The 19,651-nt window shown below is 70.2% G+C and carries 17 protein-coding genes and 1 tRNA gene; 16 read left to right on the plus strand and 2 right to left on the minus strand.

The annotated features are described in order from the left end of the window. Positions 1 to 28: 28 nt before the first annotated feature. The 15 genes from ABZ374_RS02235 (at position 29) to pyk (ending at position 17,845) form a co-directional block, all read left to right on the plus strand. Positions 29 to 769, plus strand: a complete 741-nt coding sequence (locus ABZ374_RS02235) for a TIGR02234 family membrane protein (protein WP_360305137.1) — start codon at positions 29 to 31, stop codon at positions 767 to 769. Positions 770 to 883: 114 nt separating this feature from the next. Further along, positions 884 to 1,093, plus strand: a complete 210-nt coding sequence (locus tag ABZ374_RS02240) for an HGxxPAAW family protein (protein ID WP_360305139.1) — start codon at positions 884 to 886, stop codon at positions 1,091 to 1,093. A gap of 45 nt (positions 1,094 to 1,138) precedes the next feature. Beyond that, the gene (locus ABZ374_RS02245) at positions 1,139 to 1,531 is read left to right on the plus strand and encodes a CD225/dispanin family protein (RefSeq protein ID WP_360305140.1); all 393 of its coding nucleotides are present in this window, start codon (positions 1,139 to 1,141) and stop codon (positions 1,529 to 1,531) included. 28 nt (positions 1,532 to 1,559) lie between these two features. Then, complete coding sequence (locus tag ABZ374_RS02250; RefSeq protein ID WP_360305142.1) at positions 1,560 to 1,991, plus strand: DUF2752 domain-containing protein; 432 nt, start codon at positions 1,560 to 1,562, stop codon at positions 1,989 to 1,991. 177 nt (positions 1,992 to 2,168) lie between these two features. Next, positions 2,169 to 2,978 carry an indole-3-glycerol phosphate synthase TrpC gene (trpC, locus tag ABZ374_RS02255; RefSeq protein WP_360305144.1) on the plus strand — a complete coding sequence of 270 codons (810 nt, stop codon included), beginning with the start codon at positions 2,169 to 2,171 and terminating at the stop codon, positions 2,976 to 2,978. Positions 2,979 to 3,199: 221 nt separating this feature from the next. Beyond that, positions 3,200 to 4,420 (plus strand): tryptophan synthase subunit beta, encoded by a 1,221-nt coding sequence (gene trpB, locus ABZ374_RS02260; RefSeq protein WP_360305146.1) that lies wholly within the window; start codon positions 3,200 to 3,202, stop codon positions 4,418 to 4,420. Further along, positions 4,417 to 5,232 (plus strand): tryptophan synthase subunit alpha, encoded by an 816-nt coding sequence (trpA, locus tag ABZ374_RS02265; RefSeq protein ID WP_360305148.1) that lies wholly within the window; start codon positions 4,417 to 4,419, stop codon positions 5,230 to 5,232. The genes trpB and trpA overlap by 4 nt, the downstream gene beginning before the upstream one ends. A 138-nt stretch (positions 5,233 to 5,370) precedes the next feature. After that, positions 5,371 to 6,183 carry a thioredoxin domain-containing protein gene (locus tag ABZ374_RS02270; RefSeq protein ID WP_360305150.1) on the plus strand — a complete coding sequence of 271 codons (813 nt, stop codon included), beginning with the start codon at positions 5,371 to 5,373 and terminating at the stop codon, positions 6,181 to 6,183. Between the two features lie 116 nt (positions 6,184 to 6,299). After that, complete coding sequence (locus ABZ374_RS02275) at positions 6,300 to 6,974, plus strand: MauE/DoxX family redox-associated membrane protein (protein WP_360305152.1); 675 nt, start codon at positions 6,300 to 6,302, stop codon at positions 6,972 to 6,974. Then, complete coding sequence (locus tag ABZ374_RS02280; protein ID WP_360305154.1) at positions 6,971 to 7,783, plus strand: thioredoxin domain-containing protein; 813 nt, start codon at positions 6,971 to 6,973, stop codon at positions 7,781 to 7,783. The genes ABZ374_RS02275 and ABZ374_RS02280 overlap by 4 nt, the downstream gene beginning before the upstream one ends. Positions 7,784 to 7,896: 113 nt before the next feature. Further along, positions 7,897 to 9,048 (plus strand): prolipoprotein diacylglyceryl transferase, encoded by a 1,152-nt coding sequence (gene lgt / locus ABZ374_RS02285; protein ID WP_360305156.1) that lies wholly within the window; start codon positions 7,897 to 7,899, stop codon positions 9,046 to 9,048. Between the two features lie 147 nt (positions 9,049 to 9,195). Further along, on the plus strand, positions 9,196 to 9,945 hold the full coding sequence (locus tag ABZ374_RS02290) for a VIT1/CCC1 transporter family protein (RefSeq protein ID WP_360305158.1): 750 nt from the start codon (positions 9,196 to 9,198) through the stop codon (positions 9,943 to 9,945). 313 nt (positions 9,946 to 10,258) lie between these two features. Continuing rightward, entirely contained in the window at positions 10,259 to 14,809 is a 4,551-nt protein-coding gene (gene gltB, locus ABZ374_RS02295) for a glutamate synthase large subunit (protein ID WP_360305469.1), read from the plus strand. Next, positions 14,802 to 16,262 (plus strand): glutamate synthase subunit beta, encoded by a 1,461-nt coding sequence (locus ABZ374_RS02300; protein WP_360305160.1) that lies wholly within the window; start codon positions 14,802 to 14,804, stop codon positions 16,260 to 16,262. The genes gltB and ABZ374_RS02300 overlap by 8 nt, the downstream gene beginning before the upstream one ends. Before the next feature lie 158 nt (positions 16,263 to 16,420). Beyond that, positions 16,421 to 17,845 (plus strand): pyruvate kinase, encoded by a 1,425-nt coding sequence (gene pyk, locus ABZ374_RS02305; RefSeq protein WP_360305471.1) that lies wholly within the window; start codon positions 16,421 to 16,423, stop codon positions 17,843 to 17,845. 53 nt (positions 17,846 to 17,898) lie between these two features. Here the strand turns inward: pyk and ABZ374_RS02310 are convergent, their stop codons facing one another. Both ABZ374_RS02310 and ABZ374_RS02315 read right to left on the minus strand, forming a co-directional pair. Continuing rightward, positions 17,899 to 18,663, minus strand: coding sequence for a helix-turn-helix domain-containing protein (locus ABZ374_RS02310; RefSeq protein WP_360305162.1), 765 nt, complete (start codon positions 18,661 to 18,663; stop codon positions 17,899 to 17,901). A gap of 69 nt (positions 18,664 to 18,732) precedes the next feature. Next, positions 18,733 to 18,810, minus strand: a tRNA-Leu gene (locus tag ABZ374_RS02315). A gap of 109 nt (positions 18,811 to 18,919) precedes the next feature. On the opposite strand from ABZ374_RS02315, the gene ABZ374_RS02320 reads away from it, so the two are divergent. Beyond that, positions 18,920 to 19,540: a response regulator gene (locus ABZ374_RS02320; protein WP_360305164.1), complete on the plus strand. Its 621-nt coding sequence runs from the start codon at positions 18,920 to 18,922 to the stop codon at positions 19,538 to 19,540. Positions 19,541 to 19,651: the final 111 nt, after the last annotated feature.

The raw sequence follows: 19,651 nt of genomic DNA on the forward strand, positions 1-19,651 counted from the left end.
GTCGCGCGGCGTGGGTCATGCTGGTGCCATGAGCAACGCGAGGACCGAGGCCGGCGCGGCGGGTGCCGGCACCGAGACGCACGACCGGGCCGACGCCGAACCGGCGACCACCACCGGCGCGGCGAGCGCCGCCGAAGAGCAGCCGGCGGCGGTCGCGACCGCGGCGGTCGAGGACGCGGCGCTGCGCGAGCGCAAGGCCGCCCGCCGCGAGTCGACCATCACGGTCCTGCTCGCGCTGGCCGGCGCCGCCCTGGTGCTCTCGGTGGCCGGTCGCACCTGGGCCGAGGGCACCGCGCCGGTGCACGGGGCGCGGATCGCGGTGCAGGCGAGCGGCAACACGATCAACAAGGCCCTGTCCGCGTTCGCGCTGCTGGGCCTTGCCGGCGGCCTCGCGGTGCTCGCGACCCGCACGTTCGGCCGGACCGTGATCGGCGTGCTGGTGACCCTGGCCGGGCTCGGGGTCGTGGTGCTGGCCGTGCGGGGCGCGGGCGACACGTCGGCGGTGAACTCCGAGGCGGCGGGCAAGGCGGCCGTCGAGGGGGTTCGCGCGGTGGACGTGAGCCACACGATCTGGCCGTGGTTCGCGGTCGTGGGTGGCGTGGTGATCCTGCTCGCGGGCCTGCTCGTGGTGCTTCGGGGCCGGCGCTGGCCCGGTATGTCCAACCGCTACGAGGCCCCGGCGGGCAAGGTGGTCGCCGCCAAGCGTGGCCCGGCCACCAACGCCGACCTGTGGAACGCGTTGGACCGGGGCGAGGACCCCACGCGCTGAGCACTGCTCCCGACGGGTGACAATAAGAATCGCGCGGTTGTGACCGCGGCGCCCGAAACGGTGTCCCGGCAGCCGCGCCCTCGCGTGTGAATTGTGAAGCCGAAGGAGTAAGCGATGTCGTCGCAAGCCGGAAACCACGGCAGCACCCCCGCCGCCTGGACCGTGACCATACTGGCGCTGATCGGCTGCACGATCTCCGGCGTCGCGATGATCGCGGCCAGCGTGATGTTGTTCTGGGCCGGGGCGGCCGTGGTCCTCGTGGGCTGCATCGCCGGCGCGGGCATGCGGATGGGCGGGATGGGCGCCGCCCCCGCGCGTCGCTGACCTCTAGGGTGGGCGGACTGGTGGGTGTGACGCCGAGGGGGAAACGTGGCCTATGGGTTTCCGGGGGCTCCCGGGGGCGGTGAGGGGCCGGGGCGGGAGTGGAACGCGCCGCCTCGGCCGTTCGGGCACGCCATGCCCTACGGGCCGCCGACCACACCGCCGCCCGCCGGTCCGCCACCGGGACCACCGGACAACTACCTCGCGTGGGCGGTGCTGGCCACCGTCTTCTGCTGCTTCCTCGCGGGCGTGCCCGCGTTGCTCGCGGCGACCAGCGTCAACGAGCGTTGGCACCGCGGCGACGTGGCCGGTGCCCGGCTCGCCTCGTTGCGGGCCCGCAACTGGACCATCGGCACCGTCCTGCTCGGCGTGATCTTCTGGACCACCTGGATGGTCGGCGTTTTCCTTCTCGGTTGGAAAGACACGCTGGGTGACCTCTGACGGTGCTCTCCGACGGCACAATGGGCCGATGACCACCCCGGCCCGTCCCGCGTCCGGCACCGGCTTCCGGCTGCGCAATCTCGCTCTGCCCGCCATGAGCCTGGCCCTGCTCGCCGGTGCGACCGCCTATGTGGGACTGGTGGATCCGCGCGAGAGCGGCCACTATCCGCCGTGCCCCTACCTGGTGCTCACCGGCCTGGCCTGCCCCGGCTGCGGCGGATTGCGCTGCGTGCACGCGCTCACCCACCTCGACCTGTCCGCCGCGCTGGGCTACAACGCGCTCGCGGTCGCGCTGTTTCCGCTGATCGGCCTGTTGTGGCTGCGCTGGACGGTGCGTACCGCGCGCGGCGAGCCGCGTCGGGGGTTGGCCGATCCCCGCGCGTTGTGGGCGCTGCTCGCGGTCGTGGTGCTCTTCTGGGTCGTCCGGGACCTGCCGTTCGGCGCGCCGCTCGCGCCCTGACGGACAGTGACGGCCGGCGGATCCGTCGGCCGGACGCCGCGCACGGACCCACCGTGCGACGCCGTATGCTGCCCCCACCTCTTCGGCGGTGCGGCGTGGACGGGTCTGTTCGAATCGGCCTATACCATCGGAGAGCCGGGGGAGCAGGTTCTCCGGACAAACGAGGGGATGTAGGGCGTGACGGTTCTCGACGAGATCATCGACGGTGTCAACGCCGACCTCGCAGAACGACAGGCCCGCGTTTCCCTTGACGAGATCAAGGAACTCGCGGCCCAGGCGCCGGCGCCCCGCGACGCGGAGAGCATCCTGCGCGGCGACGGCATCGCCGTCATCGCCGAGGTCAAGCGCTCCAGCCCCTCCAAGGGCGCGCTCGCCGCGATCGCCGACCCGGCCGGTCTGGCCGCCGACTACGAGTCCGGCGGCGCCTCGGTGATCAGCGTGCTCACCGAGCAGCGCCGATTCGGCGGCTCGCTCGACGACCTGGACGCGGTGCGCGCCGCGGTCGACATCCCGGTCCTGCGCAAGGACTTCATGGTCACCAGCTACCAGCTCTGGGAGGCCCGCGCGCACGGCGCGGACGTGGCCCTGCTGATCGTCGCCGCGCTGGAGCAGAACGCGTTGGTCTCGCTGATCGAGCGGTCCCGCTCGATCGGTCTCACCACGATCGTGGAGGTCCACGACGAGGAGGAGACCGCCCGCGCGCTCGACGCCGGCGCCACCGTGATCGGGGTCAACGCGCGCAACCTCAAGACCCTCGAGGTGGACCGCAACAACTTCGCCCGGATCGCCCCGCTGATCCCGGACTCGTGCGTGCGCATCGCCGAATCCGGCGTGCGCGGTCCGCACGACCTGATCGCCTACGCCAACAACGGCGCCGACGCCGTCCTGGTGGGCGAGTCCCTGGTCACCGGTCGCGACCCGCGCAGCTCGGTCGCCGACCTGGTCGCCGCGGGCGCCCACCCGGCGATCCGGCACGGGCGCGGCTGAGGACACGAGCAGGCAATGAGCATGGACCCGCGACTGGCCAGGGGCTGCAAGCCCCGAGGCTGCCGCGCGCCCGCCCGCCGGGCGCGCGGGCGTCGGGTGCGCTACGTGATCGGCTGTGAGCCCGGCCAGGTGCCGGGCAGCCGATGGCGCGGACACGTTTCCTGACCCATCCGTCAGCAACGTGCCGTCCGCACGGCATGCCACACCGACAAGGACCTCGCATGTCCAGCACTGCCCAACTACCGGATCCTTCCGGCCACTTCGGCGTCTTCGGCGGGCGCTTCCTGCCCGAGGCGCTGATCGCCGCCCTCGACGAGTTGACCGCCGCCTACGAAAAGGCCAAGAACGACCCGCAGTTCCAGGCCGAGTTCGCCGGCCTGCTGCGCGACTACGCCGGGCGCCCGAGCATCATCACCGAGGCCCCCCGCTTCGCCGAACACGCAGGCGGCGCGCGGATCATCCTCAAGCGCGAAGACCTCAACCACACCGGCTCGCACAAGATCAACAACGTGCTCGGCCAGGCCATCCTGACCAAGCGCATGGGCAAGACCCGGGTGATCGCGGAGACCGGCGCCGGCCAGCACGGCGTGGCCACCGCGACCGCGTGCGCGCTGCTCGGCCTGGAGTGCGTCGTCTACATGGGCGAACTCGACACCCAGCGCCAGGCCCTGAACGTGGCCCGGATGCGCGTGCTCGGCGCCGAGGTGATCCCGGTGGCGATCGGCTCGCGCACCCTCAAGGACGCGATCAACGAGGCGCTGCGCGACTGGGTCGCCAACGTCGACAACACCCACTACCTGCTCGGCACCGCGGCCGGCGCACACCCCTTCCCGGCGATGGTCCGCGACTTCGTCAAGGTCATCTCCGTGGAGGCCCGGCAGCAGGTGCTCGACCTGACCGGCAAGCTGCCGGACGCGGTCTGCGCGTGCGTGGGCGGCGGCTCCAACGCGATCGGCGCCTTCCACGCGTTCATTCCGGACGAGGGCGTGCGGCTGTACGGCTTCGAGGCGGGCGGCGACGGCGTGGAGACCGGGCGGCACGCCGCCTCGATCACCGGCGGCTCGATCGGCGTCCTGCACGGCGCCCGCACCTACCTGCTCCAGGACGAATACGGGCAGACCATGGAGTCCCACTCGATCTCCGCCGGCCTGGACTACCCGGCGGTGGGCCCCGAGCACGCGTGGCTGCACCAGACCGGCCGGGCCACCTACCGGCCGATCGACGACGCCCCCGCGATGGAGGCGTTCCGGCTGCTGTGCCGCACCGAGGGCATCATCCCGGCGATCGAATCGGCGCACGCCCTGGCCGGCGCGATCGAGGTCGGGCGCGAACTCGGCCCGGACGCGACCATCCTGGTGAACCTCTCCGGGCGCGGTGACAAGGACATGCACACCGCCGCCAAGTACTTCGATCTCCTCGACGCGGAAGCGGAGCAGTCGTGACCGGCACCGGCACCACCACCAGGCTCACCGAGGTGCTGGCCACCGCCCGCGCCGAGAACCGCGCCGCACTGGTCGGCTACCTCCCGGCGGGCTACCCCTCCGCCGAGGGCTCCGCCGCCGCGATGCGGGCGATGGTCGAGGGCGGCTGCGACATCATCGAGGTCGGCCTGCCCTACAGCGACCCGCAGATGGACGGCCCCGTCATCCAGCGCGCCGTCGAACACGCGCTCGCCCACGGCACCAACACCCACCACGTGATCGACAACGTGCGCGCCGTCGCCGAAACCGGCGCCGCGACCCTGGTGATGTCGTACTGGAACCCGATCGAGCGCTACGGCGTCGAGCGGTTCGCGAGCGAACTGGCCGCGGCCGGCGGCAGCGGGGTGATCACCCCCGACCTGATCCCGGACGAGGCGCACGAGTGGATCGCCGCCACCGACCGGCACCACCTGGACCGGATCTTCCTGGTCGCGCTGTCCTCCTCGGACGAACGCATCGCCTACACCACCCGACACTGCGGCGGCTTCGTCTACGCCGCGTCCGTCATGGGCGTCACCGGAGCCCGGGCCTCGGTGAGCTCGGCGGCCGGCGACCTGGTCGCACGCACCCGCAAGACCACCGACCTGCCGGTCTGCGTCGGCCTGGGCGTCTCCAACGCGACCCAGGCGGCCGAGGTCGCGGCCTACGCCGACGGCGTCATCGTCGGCTCCGCGTTCGTCCGCGCCCTGCTGGACGCGCCGAACGAACAGGCCGGCCTGGACGCCGTCCGCGCCCTGGCCGCGGACCTGGCCGAGGGCGTCCGCAAGCGCTGACACCCGCGCCCGATCGGCGCCCTGTGTAAAAACGCGCCAAAATGTACATCGGCTCATCAGCGGCCGCCGCAGCACCGTCGCGGCGGCCGTTGTCATGCCCGCACCATCCCACCCCCACCCCCATCGGAGGAACCAGCGTTGAGCGCCAAACCCGCGGCCAACCGAACACCCGTCATCCTGGCCGTCGTCGGCGTGCTCGTGGTCGCGGTGCTGGCCGCCGTCCTGGGCGTCGTGTTCACCGTCGGCCACGACGACAAGGACGACGACTCCGGCGACGCGAAGCGGTCGAACACGGCCAAGGCCCCCGTCCGCGACGTCGACTTGGCCACGTTGCCCGCCGTCGCCCAGGCGGACGGCACGATCCGGGTCGGCAGCTCCTCGGCACCGGTCACCATCACCGTGTTCGAGGACTTCCGCTGCCCGTTCTGCAAACGCTTCGAGACCGACTTCGGCCCGCTCCTGGCCGACTACGCCGAGGCCGGAAAGATCAGCGTCGACTACCACATCGCCTCCTTCCTGGACGGCAAGCTCGGCGGCACCGGCTCGGTCAAGGCCGCGAACGCCGCCCGCTGCTCGGTGGACGCGGGCAAGTACGCCGGCTACCACGCGATGTTGTTCAAGAACCAGCCCGAGGAGTCCGAGGACGGCTACACCGCCGCCCGGTTGCTCGACCTGGCCGGCCAGGTCCCCGGTCTGCGCGGCGAGGCGTTCGACGCGTGCGTGAACACCGACGCCAACGCCGCGTGGGTGGCCGCCGCCGAGAGCGCGTTCGAAAGCTCCGGCGTCCTTGCCACGCCCGCCGTGGCGGTGGACGGAAAAATTCTGGACAGCGGGAACTCGGCCATGCGTTCGCCCGACAACCTTCGTGAACTGCTCGACCGACGCCTGGAGAACCCCGGGAGTGGTAAGGCGGCTCTCGGACAGGAACCTAAGGTGCCTTCCGCCGGTTAGACAGCACATGTGCCGGTCCGGGGTGCGGGGGACCACGGACCGGGGTCCCCGTACCTCACCCGTCGTGACGGAGGTCAGACCTTGGAAGGCAAGACGATCGAGCCGGTGGGCCGACGGTGACCGCGACGGCCACCCCCGACGGCGCCGCGACCGCCGGCCCGCTCGCGAGCCTGCGCAAAGCCGCCCCCTGGATCGGCCTCGCCGCCCGACTGGGCCTGGCCTTCGTCTGGGCCTACGCCGGCTGGGAGAAGGCGCTCGACCCCGACCAGGCCGCGTACGCGGTCCGGGGCTACGACGTACTGCCCGACGGTCTGGTCGAGCCGGTCGGCTACGCCCTGCCCTACCTGGAACTGGGCCTGGCCCTGCTCCTGGTGGTCGGGATCGGCACCCGACTGGTCGCGTCCTTGTCCGCGCTGCTCCTGATCGTGTTCATCGCGGGCATCGCCCAGGCGTGGGCGCGGGGCCTGGCGATCGACTGCGGCTGCTTCGGCGGCGGCGGTCCGGTCGAGCCGGACAAGACCGCCTACCTCGAGGAGATCCTGCGGGACTGCGGCTTCCTGCTGCTCGCCATCTGGCTGATCGTCTTCCCGCGCACCCGCCTGTCCGCGGACGCCTGGCTGTTCCCCGAGGAACCGCCGTACGACACGGACGAGGACCACGCGGACGCGGACGACGCGGACGACGCGGACGAGGCGGCCGAGGACGAGCGGGACACCGACGCGGACGAGTACCGCGGGGACGCGAACCGGAACCCCGGAACCCGGGAACTGAAAGGCCCTGAGATCACGTGAGCTCGAAGAATTCCGAAGGCAAGCGCACCGCGCGCGAGCGCATGGCCCAGGAGCGCGCGCGCCAACAGGCGCTCGACAAGCGCCGGCGGGTGCTGATCATCGCCGGTGCGGTGGTGGCCGTCCTCGCGGTGGTCGCCATCATCGGCGTGGTCGTGGGCATGTCCAAGACCAACAAGAAGAAGGGGCCCTGGAAGGACGCGCTCGCCAAGCCGTACAGCGCCCCCGTGAACCTGTCCGCGGACGGTCTGGGCATCTCCGTCGGCAGCAACCCGAACGCCCCCTCGTTGATCATGTACGAGGACTTCCGCTGCCCGATCTGCCACGAGGTGGAGAAGTCGCTCGGCCCCACCCTGCGGCAGATGGCCGACGCCGGCACCATCAAGATCGACTACCACATCGCCTCGTTCCTGGACGGCAAGCTCGGCGGCAACGGCTCCAAGTACGCGGCCAACGCCGCCGGCTGCGCGCAGAACGCGGGCAAGTTCGCGCCGTACCACGACACGCTCTTCGCGAACCAGCCCGACGAGCTGGACGACAAGTTCGGCAACCGCTCCTACCTGATCGACCTCGCGGGCAAGGTGGACGGCCTGCGCTCGCCCACCTTCGACGCCTGCGTCAACGACCTGAGCGTGGCCGGGTGGGTCAACAAGGTCGAGGACGCGTTCCAGAACGCCAAGATCGGCGACACCCCCGTCACCGGCACACCGACCGCGGGCATCAACGGCAAGACCATCGACCTGATCGTCAAGGGCCGCGGCCTGGCCACCCCCGACGAGGTGCGCGCCCAGATCCTGGCAGCGATCAAGTAGTCACCCTCCGCTTCGGAGCACCCGGGCGCGGCACCGATTCCCCGGTGCCGCGCCCGTTCGTCGCCGCCCGCCGGCACACGTTCGCCCCCGCACCCGGTAGCGTCGTACCCGCCATGGACCTCGCATTCATTCCCAGCCCCTCCCGCGGCCAGATCGACCTCGGTCCGATCCCGCTGCGCGGCTACGCGCTGTGCATCATCCTCGGTGTCGTCCTCGCGATCTGGCTCGGCGAGCGCCGCTGGGTCGCCCGAGGCGGTCGTGCCGGCACGGTCGGCGACATCGCCGTGTGGATGGTGCCCTTCGGCCTCGTCGGAGGCCGCATCTACCACGTCATCACCACGCCGGGGCCGTACTTCGGCGACGGCGGCGACCCCATGCAGGCGTTCGCCGTCTGGAAGGGCGGGCTCGGCATCTGGGGTGCGATCGCGCTCGGCGCGGTGGGCGCCTGGATCGGCTGCCGGCGCCGGGGCATCCCGCTGCCCGCGCTGGCCGACGCGCTCGCGCCGGGCATCGTGCTCGCCCAGGCCGTGGGCCGCTGGGGCAACTGGTTCAACCAGGAGCTCTACGGCCGCGAGACCGACGTGCCGTGGGCGGTGAAGATCGACGGCGACCACAACGTGATCGACCCCGGTCAGGCCGGCACCTTCCACCCGACGTTCCTGTACGAGTCGTTGTGGTGCATCGGCGTCGCGGCCCTGGTGATCTGGGCCGACCGCCGATTCAAGCTGGGCCACGGCCGGGCCTTCGCGCTCTACGTCGCGGGCTACACGGTGGGCCGGTTCTGGATCGAGTACATGCGCGTCGACGACGCCGAACACGTGCTGGGCATGCGGCTGAACAACTGGACCGCGATCCTCGTCTTCGTCGGCGCGATCGCCTACATCTGGATCTCGGCCCGCACGCACCCCGGCCGCGAGGAACCGGCCACGCTGCAGGGCCACTACCGGGAGCCGGACGACGCCGACGAGCCGTACGACGCCGACGAGGCGGACGAGGAGGTCGCGGACGCGGAGGTCGCGGACACGAAGGAAGCGGACGCCAAGGACGCGGACACGAAGGTCGCCGAGGACGCGAAGGCCACGCGGGAGCCGGAAGACGCCGAGAGCGCGACGGATCCGGTGGACGCCGACACCGACAGCGACGCGGTCGTGGCGGCGGATGCGGCCCCGGACGTGGTCCGTGCCGCGGACGAGCCCGACGCGGATGCCGACGCCGACGCCGAGCGCACCCCCTCGGCCGCGCGCAAGCCCGCCGACAAGGGCTGACCCCGAGCCGACCGGAGGCCGCCCCCGACCCGCCACCCGCGGGTCCGGGGCGGCCTCTTCGGGTTCGGGCAGCCTTTCCTGGCCGGCGGTACCGCGGGTGCGACCGGTAGCGTCCAGGTCCCAGCGTGACGAGAGGGCCGAACGACCTTGAAGACCACCCAGACAGCCGCCGAGGCCCCCGACACGGCCCCGGCGCTCGGGCACCAGGACGGTATCGACCACACCCACCGCGACATCGGCGGTGGCTGGCTGCGCCCGGCCGTGTTCGGCGCCATGGACGGGCTGGTCTCCAACTTCGCGCTGATCGCCGGCGTCGTCGGCAGCGACGCCACGACCAAGACCGTGGTGGTCACCGGACTGGCCGGACTGGCCGGCGGCGCCTTCTCGATGGCGGCGGGGGAGTACACCTCGGTCGCCTCGCAGGCCGAGCTGGCCCGCGCCGAGGTCGAGGTGGAGCGCCGCGAACTGTGCCGCAGCCCCGAAGCCGAGCAACGCGAACTCGCCGAGCTCTACATCGCCCGCGGCCTGGACGAGGACCTCGCCGTCGAGGTGGCCCGGCAACTCTCCCGCGACCCCGAACTGGCCCTGGAGATCCACGCCCGCGAGGAACTGGGCGTCGACCCGCACGACCTGCCCTCGCCGTGGGTCGCCGCCGGCTCCTCGTTCGCCTTCTTCGCGCTCGGCGCGCTGCTGCCGCTGCTGCCCTACCTGCTCGGCGCCGGCACGCTGCTGCCCGCCCTGGTGCTGACCGCGCTCGGCCTGTTCGGCGCCGGCGCCGCGGTCTCGCGGGTGACCGCCCGACCGTGGTGGTTCAGCGGCACCCGCCAGTTGCTCCTCGGCGCCGCCGCGGGCGGGCTGACCTACCTGCTCGGTCTGCTGATCGGGCAACAGGTGTGACGAGTGAGGCATACGTAACACGACCGTAGCGCGGCGACCCGACCCGGAAACGATCGAATCCCACGGGTCGGACAGCCCGTTTCGGTACCGAGATGGTCGGGAATGAGCCCGCTGACATGCCAGGGCGGCCGGCGCGGCGCAGCGTTCGAAAGCCCGCTCGATTCACTTGGCGACCGTATGGTGAGACGGGTTTGTCCCGGGTTCCGGATGCACGTACCGATCATGTAACCTGCACGAAATCGCAGAGGGCCAACGTCGTCCCTGTTGCGCACCACACGCCACGACGACGACGGGAGCGCCCATGCCTCCTGCCATGCCCGCAACTCCGGGCCCCCTCTTCTCCGCGCTTCCCGCGGCACAGGGGTTGTACGACCCCCGTAACGAACACGACGCCTGTGGTGTCGGATTCGTGGCCACGCTCACCGGCGAGCCCAGCCACGACATCGTCGACCAGGCACTGACCGTCCTGCGGAACATGGAACACCGGGGCGCCACCGGCGCCGAAGCCGACACCGGCGACGGCGCGGGCATCCTGATCCAGGTCCCGGACGCGTTCCTGCGCGAAAGCGTCGACTTCGCGCTGCCCGCCGCGGGCGGCTACGCGGTCGGCATCGCCTTCCTGCCCGACGACGACGTACACGCGGGCCGCGCCAAGTCCTCCATCGAGCGCATCGCCGCCGAAGAGAACCTGCGCGTGCTCGGCTGGCGCGAGGTGCCCACCACGCCCGGCCTGGTCGGCTCGATGGCCGCCGAGACCATGCCGCGCTTCGCCCAACTGTTCGTGGCCGGCGTCGACGAGAGCGTCACCGGGATCACCCTGGACCGGCTCGCCTTCGCGCTGCGCAAGCGCGCCGAACGCGAGGTCGAGGTCTACTTCGCCTCCCTGTCCGCGCGCACCCTCGTCTACAAGGGCATGCTCACCACCGGGCAGCTGGAGCCGTTCTTCCCGGACCTGTCCGACCGGCGCCTGGCATCCGCGATCGGCCTCGTGCACTCGCGGTTCTCCACCAACACCTTCCCGGCCTGGCCCCTCGCCCACCCGTACCGCTTCATCGCGCACAACGGCGAGATCAACACCGTCAAGGGCAACCGCAACTGGATGGCCGCACGCGAGTCGATGCTCGCCACCGACCTCATCCCCGGCGACCTGAGCCGGCTGTACCCCATCTGCACGCCCGACGCGTCCGACTCGGCGTCCTTCGACGAGGTCCTGGAACTGCTCCACCTGGGCGGTCGGCCGCTGCCGCACGCCGTGCTGATGATGATCCCCGAGGCGTGGGAGAACCACGCCACGATGGATGCCGCCCGGCGCGCCTTCTACAAGTTCCACGCCACCGTGATGGAACCGTGGGACGGACCGGCCTGCGTCACCTTCACCGACGGCACCCTGATCGGCGCGGTCCTGGACCGCAACGGCCTGCGCCCCTCGCGCTACTGGGTCACCGACGACGGCCTGGTCGTGCTCTCCTCCGAGGTCGGCGTCCTGGACATCGACCCCGCCCGGATCGTGCGCAAGGGCCGGCTCCAGCCCGGCCGGATGTTCCTGGTCGACACCGAGGCCCGGCGGATCGTCGAGGACGACGAGATCAAGACCGCGCTCGCCGCCGAACACCCCTACCAGGAATGGCTGCACGGCGGCCTGATCAACCTGGAGGACCTGCCCGAGCGCGAACACGTCGTGCACACGCACGCCTCCGTCTCGCGCCGCCAGCAGACCTTCGGCTACACCGAGGAAGAACTGCGCGTCATCCTGGCGCCGATGGCCCGCGCCGGCGGCGAACCGCTCGGCTCGATGGGCACCGACAGCCCGATCGCCGCGCTCTCCGCCAAGCCCCGGCTGCTCTTCGACTACTTCGTCCAGCTCTTCGCGCAGGTCACCAACCCGCCGCTGGACGCGATCCGGGAAGAACTCGTCACCTCGCTCGGCAGCTTCGTCGGCCCCGAGGGCAACCTGCTCGACGCCCAGCCCGCCGACTGCCGCAACGTCGTGCTGCCCTTCCCGGTACTCGACAACGACGAGCTCGCCAAGCTCATCCACATCAACCTCGACGGCGACCAGCCCGGCCTCAAGGCCGTCACCATCTCCGGGCTCTACCCCGTCGACGGCGGCGGCGCCGCACTGGCCAAGCGACTCGAGGAGATCCGCACCGAGACCACCGGCGCGATCGCCGACGGCGCCCGCATCGTGGTCCTGTCCGACCGCCACTCGGACGCCGAACACGCGCCGATCCCCTCGCTGCTGCTCACCTCCGCCGTCCACCACCACCTGATCCGCACCAAGACCCGCACCCAGGTCGGATTGATCGTCGAAGCCGGCGACGTGCGCGAAGTGCACCACATCGCGCTCCTGATCGGCTACGGTGCCGCCGCGGTCAACCCCTACCTGGCGATGGAATCCGTCGAGGACCTCGTCCGCGACGGCGTCTTCCTCACCGACATCGCGCCCGAACAGGCCATCCGCAACCTGATCAAGGCACTGGGCAAGGGCGTGCTCAAGGTGATGTCCAAGATGGGCATCTCCACCGTCGCCTCCTACCGCGGCGCCCAGGTCTTCGAAGCCGTCGGCCTCGCCGAGGACTTCGTCGCCGAATACTTCACCGGCACCACCAGCAAGCTCGGCGGCATCGGGCTGGACATCGTCGCCGAGGAAGTCGCCCGCCGGCACGCCAAGGCCTACCCGCCCACCGGCATCGCCCCCTCGCACCGTCGGCTGGAGATCGGCGGCGAATACCAGTGGCGCCGCGAGGGCGAACCGCACCTGTTCGACCCCGAGACGATCTTCCGCCTCCAACACTCCACCCGCACCCGCCGCTACGACATCTTCAAGAAGTACACGGCGCGGGTGGACGAACAGTCCAAGCGGCTGATGACGCTGCGCGGCCTGTTCGCCTTCAAGAGCGGCGAGCGCGCGTCCATCCCGATCGACGACGTCGAGCCGGTCTCCGAGATCGTCAAGCGCTTCTCCACCGGCGCGATGTCCTACGGCTCCATCTCGATGGAGGCGCACCAGACGCTGGCCATCGCGATGAACCGGCTCGGCGGCAAGTCCAACACCGGCGAAGGCGGCGAGGACCCCGAGCGGCTGTACGACCCCGAGCGGCGCTCGGCGATCAAGCAGGTCGCCTCCGGCCGATTCGGCGTCACCAGCGAATACCTGGTCAACGCCGACGACATCCAGATCAAGATGGCCCAGGGCGCCAAGCCCGGCGAAGGCGGCCAACTCCCCGGCCACAAGGTCTACCCGTGGGTCGCCCGCACCCGGCACTCCACCCCCGGCGTCGGCCTCATCTCGCCGCCGCCGCACCACGACATCTACTCCATCGAAGACCTCGCCCAGCTCATCCACGACCTCAAGAACGCCAACCCGGCGGCCCGAGTGCACGTGAAGCTGGTCGCCGAGGTCGGCGTCGGCACCGTCGCCGCGGGCGTGTCCAAGGCACACGCCGACGTGGTGCTCATCTCCGGCCACGACGGCGGCACCGGCGCCTCCCCGCTCACCTCGCTCAAGCACGCGGGCGGCCCCTGGGAACTGGGCCTCGCCGAAACCCAGCAGACCCTGCTGCTCAACGGCCTGCGCGAGCGCATCGTGGTGCAGACCGACGGCCAGCTCAAGACCGGCCGCGACGTGTTGGTCGCCGCCCTGCTCGGCGCCGAGGAATACGGCTTCGCCACCGCACCGCTCGTGGTCTCCGGCTGCGTGATGATGCGGGTCTGCCACCTCGACACCTGCCCCGTCGGCGTCGCCACACAAAACCCCGTACTGCGCGAGCGGTACAACGGCCAAGCCGACCACGTGGTCAACTTCTTCGAATTCATCGCCGAGGAAGTCCGCGAACTGCTCGCCGAACTCGGCTTCCGCACCCTCGAAGAGGCCGTCGGCCACGCCGAACTGCTCGACACCGCCGCGGCCGTCGAACACTGGAAGGCCGAAGGTCTCGACCTCGCACCGCTGTTCCACGTGCCCGCCCTCGCCGAAGGCGCCGCCCTGCACCACACCGGCCCGCAGGACCACGGACTGGCCAAGGCACTGGACAACCAACTCGTCCAGCTCAGCGCCGACGCGCTGGAAAACGGGGAAAAGGTCGTCATCAACCTTCCCGTGCAGAACATCAACCGCACCGTCGGCACGATGCTCGGCCACGAGGTCACCAAGCGCTACCGCGGCGCCGGCCTCCCCGACGACACCATCGACATCACCCTGACCGGCTCCGCCGGCCAGTCCTTCGGCGCCTTCGTCCCCAAGGGCATCACCCTGCGGCTCGAAGGCGACGGCAACGACTACGTCGGCAAGGGCCTGTCCGGCGGCCGGATCACCGTACGCCCGCACCGCACCGCACCCTTCGCCGCCGAAGACAACATCATCGCCGGCAACGTGATCGGCTACGGCGCCACCGGCGGCGAGATCTACCTGCGCGGCGTCGTCGGCGAACGCTTCTGCGTGCGCAACTCCGGCGCCACCGCCGTCGTCGAAGGCGTCGGCGACCACGGCTGCGAATACATGACCGGCGGCCGAGCCGTCGTCCTGGGCCGCACCGGCCGCAACTTCGCCGCAGGCATGTCCGGCGGCGTCGCCTACCTGCTCGACGCGGACCACAACAACATCAACACCGAACTCGTCGGCATCGAGGAACTCGACGCCGCCGACAGCGCCGAACTGCACGACGTTGTGCGCCGGCACCACGAGGAGACCGGCTCGGCCGTCGCCGAAACCCTGCTCTCCGACTGGGACGCCGCCTCCCGGCGCTTCACCAAGATCCTGCCCAGGGACTACAAGGCAGTGCTCGCCGCCAAGGACGCCGCCGAGCGAGCCGGTCTCACCGAGACCGAGATCGTCCAGAAGATGATGGAGGCGGTTCATGGCTGACCCGAAGGGCTTTTTGAGCACGCCCCAAGAGCTCGGCAAGCGTCGCCCCGTCGACGTGCGCATCCGGGACTGGAAGGAGGTGTACGAGGAGCGCACGCTGCTCCCGATCATCACCGAACAGGCCGGCCGCTGCATGGACTGCGGCATCCCGTTCTGCCACAACGGCTGCCCGCTCGGAAACATCATCCCCGAGTGGAACGACCTGGTCTGGCGCGACGACTGGCAGGCCGCGAGCGAACGACTGCACGCGACCAACAACTTCCCGGAGTTCACCGGCCGGCTGTGCCCCGCGCCGTGCGAGGCCGCGTGTGTGCTCGGCATCAACCAGGCGCCGGTCACCATCAAGAACGTCGAGGTCTCGATCATCGACCGGGCGTGGGACGACAACAACGTCGCCCCGCAACCGCCCGACCGCCTCTCCGGCAAGACCGTCGCCGTGATCGGCTCCGGCCCCGCCGGCCTCGCCGTCGCCCAGCAACTCACCCGCGCCGGCCACACGGTCGCCGTCTACGAGCGCGCCGACCGGATCGGCGGACTGCTGCGCTACGGCATCCCCGAATTCAAGATGGAAAAGCGGCACATCAACCGGCGCATCGAACAAATGCGCGCCGAAGGCACCAAGTTCTACACCGGCATGCAGATCGGCACCGACCTGGACGCGGCCAAGCTGCGCCGGCGCTACGACTCCGTGGTGATCGCCGCCGGGGCCACCGCGGCGCGGGATCTGCCGATCCCCGGACGCGAATTCGGCGGCATCCACCAGGCGATGGAATACCTGCCCTTCGCCAACAAGGTGCAGGAAGGCGACCTGGTCGCCTCGCCGATCGACGTGGCCGGCAAGCACGTGGTGATCATCGGCGGCGGCGACACCGGCGCCGACTGCCTGGGCACCGCACACCGCCAGGGCGCGGCCTCGGTCACCCAGTTGGAGATCATGCCCCGACCCACGGAGGAGCGGCCCGCCGCGCAGCCGTGGCCGACCTACCCGATGACCTACCGGGTCGCCAGCGCGCACGAGGAGGGCGGCGAGCGCGTCTACGCGGTCAACACCCAGGAATTCGTCGGCGGCGCGGACGGCCGGGTCAAGGCCCTCAAGCTGGTCGAGGTGGTGTTCGAGAACGGTCGCTTCGTACCGGTCCCCGACACCGAGCGGGAGATCCCGGCCGACTTCGTGTTCCTGGCGATGGGCTTCACCGGCACCGACCGCTCCAACGGACTGGTCGAACAGCTCGGGCTGGCCCTGGACGAGCGCGGCAACGTGGCCCGGGACGAGGCGTACGCGACCAACGTGGACGGTGTGTTCGTGGCCGGCGACGCCGGGCGCGGACAGTCCCTGATCGTCTGGGCCATCGCCGAGGGCCGCTCGTGCGCGGCCGCGGTGGACGCGTGGCTGACCGGCGGGACCAACCTGCCGTCGCCCATCCGGCCCACCGATCGACCGCTCACCGTCTGACCCGAGGCGACCGCTCGGGCGCGGATTGAATCTGTGACGAAAGTCGCGTGAACAGGAAAGGGCGCCGCCGTTGCGGCGCCCTTTCCGCATGCCGGAAAAGCGCCATATACCGGACGCGAGTACGGCTTACCCCGCGGTAGGAACTAGGCTCTATGACCATGCGTCGAGCCAAAATTGTCTGCACCCTGGGTCCTGCCACCAATTCGTATGAACAGATCCGCACGCTGGTCGACGCAGGCATGGATGTAGCCCGCTTCAACCTCAGCCACGGCGCCTACGCCGAGCACGAGGAGCGATATCACCGCGTCCGTCGGGCATCCGACGAATCCGGTCGCAGCGTCGGCATCCTCGTCGACCTCCAAGGCCCCAAGATCCGCCTGGAGACCTTCGCCGAAGGCCCCGTGCTCCTGGAGCGCGGCGACGAGTTCACGATCACGACCGAGGACGTCCCCGGCGACAAGCACGAGGTCGGCACCACCTACAAGGGGCTGACCGCCGACGTCACCAAGGGCGAGCGGATCCTCATCGACGACGGCCGGGTCACCCTGGAGGTCGTCGACGTCGAGGGCCCGCGCGTGCACACGATCGTCATCGAGGGCGGGATGGTCTCCGACCACAAGGGGCTCAACCTCCCCGGCGTGGCCGTGAGCGTTCCCGCACTGTCCGAGAAGGACATCGAGGACCTCAAGTGGGGCCTCGCCCTCGGTGCCGACATGATCGCGCTGTCCTTCGTGCGTGCCGCGAAGGACATCGAGGACGTCCACAAGATCATGGACGAGTTCGGTGTCCGACTCCCGGTGATCGCGAAGATCGAGAAGCCGCAGGCGGTGGACAACCTCGAGGAGATCGTCCACGCCTTCGACGCCATCATGGTCGCCCGCGGCGACCTCGGCGTCGAGATGCCGCTGGAGGCCGTGCCGATCGTGCAGAAGCGCGCGATCACACTGGCCCGGGCCAACGCCAAGCCCGTCATCGTCGCCACCCAGATGCTCGACTCGATGATCAGCGCCTCGCGCCCGACCCGGGCGGAGGCGTCCGACGTCGCCAACGCCGTCCTGGACGGCGCGGACGCGGTCATGCTGTCGGGCGAGACCTCGGTCGGCAAGTATCCGATCGAGACCGTCAAGACCATGGCGCGGATCGTGGTCGCGGCGGAGGACTCCTCGGCGATGCGCGAGGAGATCCGCAGCATCGCCGGTCCGCGCACCCAGGGCGGCGTGATCGCGAAGGCCGCGATCGAGATCGCCGAACGATTGGACGCCAAATACCTGGTGGCGTTCACCCAGAGCGGGGACACGGGCCGCAGGTTGTCCCGGTACCGCTCGATGATCCCGATGTTGGCCTTCACCCCGGAGCCGGCGGTGCGAAGCCGCCTGGCGCTCACCTGGGGCCTGGAGACCTTCCTCGGACCGCTGTGCAGCCACACCGACGAGATGGTTCGTCAGGTGGACGCGGCGTTGCTCGCGATCGGCCGCTGCAAGAAGGGCGACCTGGTCGTGATCACGGCCGGCTCCCCGCCCGGCGTGCCGGGATCGACCAACCTGATCCGCCTGCACCACATAGGGGATCTGCCGACCGAGTGACACCTTGCTTGAGTACTGACGGCCCGTCACCCACCCCGGTGGGTGACGGGCCGTCAGTACTTCGGGCCGACGTGTCGATCCATCAGCGCCACGGAGGCCCGGCGGGCCACCGACAGGTTGTTGCGCCGGGCGAATCTCCACTCGACACCGAGGAGGTCCAGCGTGGTGGTGAGGATGCGCATGATGTCGGCGGATTCGTTGGTGAAGAGGTAGCGCGGATAGTCGTAGCGTTTGCGTTCGCCGGCGACCATGCGCGTGGTCCAGTTCATGTTCCGGCAACCGTCGGAGTGGATGAGGCCGCGGACGAGGGCCCAGGGCTCGGCTCGGACGATTTCGTGCTGCCAGGGCTCCAGGACGATCGACCGCTCGTGTTTGCGGCCGGGACCGTGTTGGGGGAACAGACACGGCCAGTGTTGCGAGTAGCGCTTGACGTCCGTGCACCCTTGGCGAGGCACGAGGTTGGACGCGGAGCCCGGGAGAGCGTGTGCGATGGCATCGGCGCACTCCCGGATCAGGCCCGGCCAGGCGTTGGCGCAGGAGATGCGCAGGCTGTACGCGCGAGGGTGCGCCACGATGTGGCCGTCGCCGAGATAGAGGCCGAGCAGGTAGGCGTATGCCCGGCGATCGACGGCGACGCCGAGACAACGAAAGCAGAGCGAGGCGCGCCGCCCGGGGAGGTCACCGAGGCGGAAGCGTTCCATGTGCAGCCAGGAGCCGACGGTTCCCGGGGGGATACACAGCCTGCGAGCCACGTCGGCGTTGGGAATACCTGATTGCAGCAGGTTGATTGCCTGGCGACGGAGATCGGGATCATGCATGGATCCACGATGCGCCGCAGACACCCGCTGCTTCAGGTGTTCGAGTCCGACTCACTCGATCGGACGAGTTGGTGCCCCGAGTCGGACTCGAACCGACACTGTATGGGTTTTGAATCCATTGCCTGCTGCCAATTGGGCTACCGGGGCAGTGACCAGGGAACTCCTCGTTTCCAACGAGGCGGACCCCTGCACGAGGAACACCATACCGCTTCTCGGTACCCTCGTGTCCGCACCATTTCCCTGATCGAGGAGCGACGTGACCGCCGCCACGCAGCCGCCCGCCGCATCGCCGGACAGCCCACGTGCCCGTGTCGTCATCGCCGAGGACGAGGCGCTCATCCGGCTCGATCTGAAGGAGATGTTGGAGGAGGAGGGCTACCACGTCGTCGGGGAGGCCGGAGACGGACAGCGGGCCGTGGAACTGGTCCACGAGCATCGGCCCGACTTGGTCATCCTCGATGTGAAGATGCCGATACTGGATGGGATTTCGGCGGCCGAGCAGATTGCCCAGGCGCGGTTGGCGCCGGTGTTGATGCTGACCGCGTTCTCGCAGCGGGAGTTGGTCGAGCGGGCTCGGGACGCCGGGGCGATGGCTTATCTGGTCAAGCCGTTCACCAAGGGGGATCTCGTTCCGGCGATCGAGATGGCCGTCTCGCGGTACACCGAACTGGCCGCCCTGGAGCGTGAGGTCGGCGACCTCACCCAGCGGCTGGAGACGCGCAAGTTGGTGGACCGGGCCAAGAGCGTGCTTCAGGAGAAGTACGGCATGTCCGAACCCGAGGCGTTCCGCTGGATTCAGAAGGCGTCGATGGATCGGCGGATGTCGATGCGCACGGTGGCCGAGGTGGTCGTGTCCGGGGGCGACGTCGCCGACTGACCCAGGGGTACCCATACTCTGACGAACCCGTCCGGTTGCTGGCAAACCGGACGGGTTCGTTGTTTTTCCGGCACTCGATGATCATATTTGATCACTTTGGATCGTAAGAAT

Source organism: Embleya sp. NPDC005971 (assembly GCF_040629175.1).
Taxonomy (GTDB): domain Bacteria; phylum Actinomycetota; class Actinomycetes; order Streptomycetales; family Streptomycetaceae; genus Embleya.

Bases quoted from the DNA above. Each gene is read 5' to 3' on its own strand.
- ABZ374_RS02235 (WP_360305137.1), top strand. From the start codon at position 29: ATGAGCAACGCGAGGACCGAGGCCGGCGCGGCGGGTGCCGGCACCGAG.
- ABZ374_RS02240 (WP_360305139.1), top strand. From the start codon at position 884: ATGTCGTCGCAAGCCGGAAACCACGGCAGCACCCCCGCCGCCTGGACC.
- ABZ374_RS02250 (WP_360305142.1), top strand. From the start codon at position 1,560: ATGACCACCCCGGCCCGTCCCGCGTCCGGCACCGGCTTCCGGCTGCGC.
- trpB (WP_360305146.1), top strand. From the start codon at position 3,200: ATGTCCAGCACTGCCCAACTACCGGATCCTTCCGGCCACTTCGGCGTC.
- lgt (WP_360305156.1), top strand. From the start codon at position 7,897: ATGGACCTCGCATTCATTCCCAGCCCCTCCCGCGGCCAGATCGACCTC.
- gltB (WP_360305469.1), top strand. From the start codon at position 10,259: ATGCCCGCAACTCCGGGCCCCCTCTTCTCCGCGCTTCCCGCGGCACAG.
- ABZ374_RS02300 (WP_360305160.1), top strand. From the start codon at position 14,802: ATGGCTGACCCGAAGGGCTTTTTGAGCACGCCCCAAGAGCTCGGCAAG.
- pyk (WP_360305471.1), top strand. From the start codon at position 16,421: ATGCGTCGAGCCAAAATTGTCTGCACCCTGGGTCCTGCCACCAATTCG.
- ABZ374_RS02310 (WP_360305162.1), bottom strand. From the start codon at position 18,663: ATGCATGATCCCGATCTCCGTCGCCAGGCAATCAACCTGCTGCAATCA.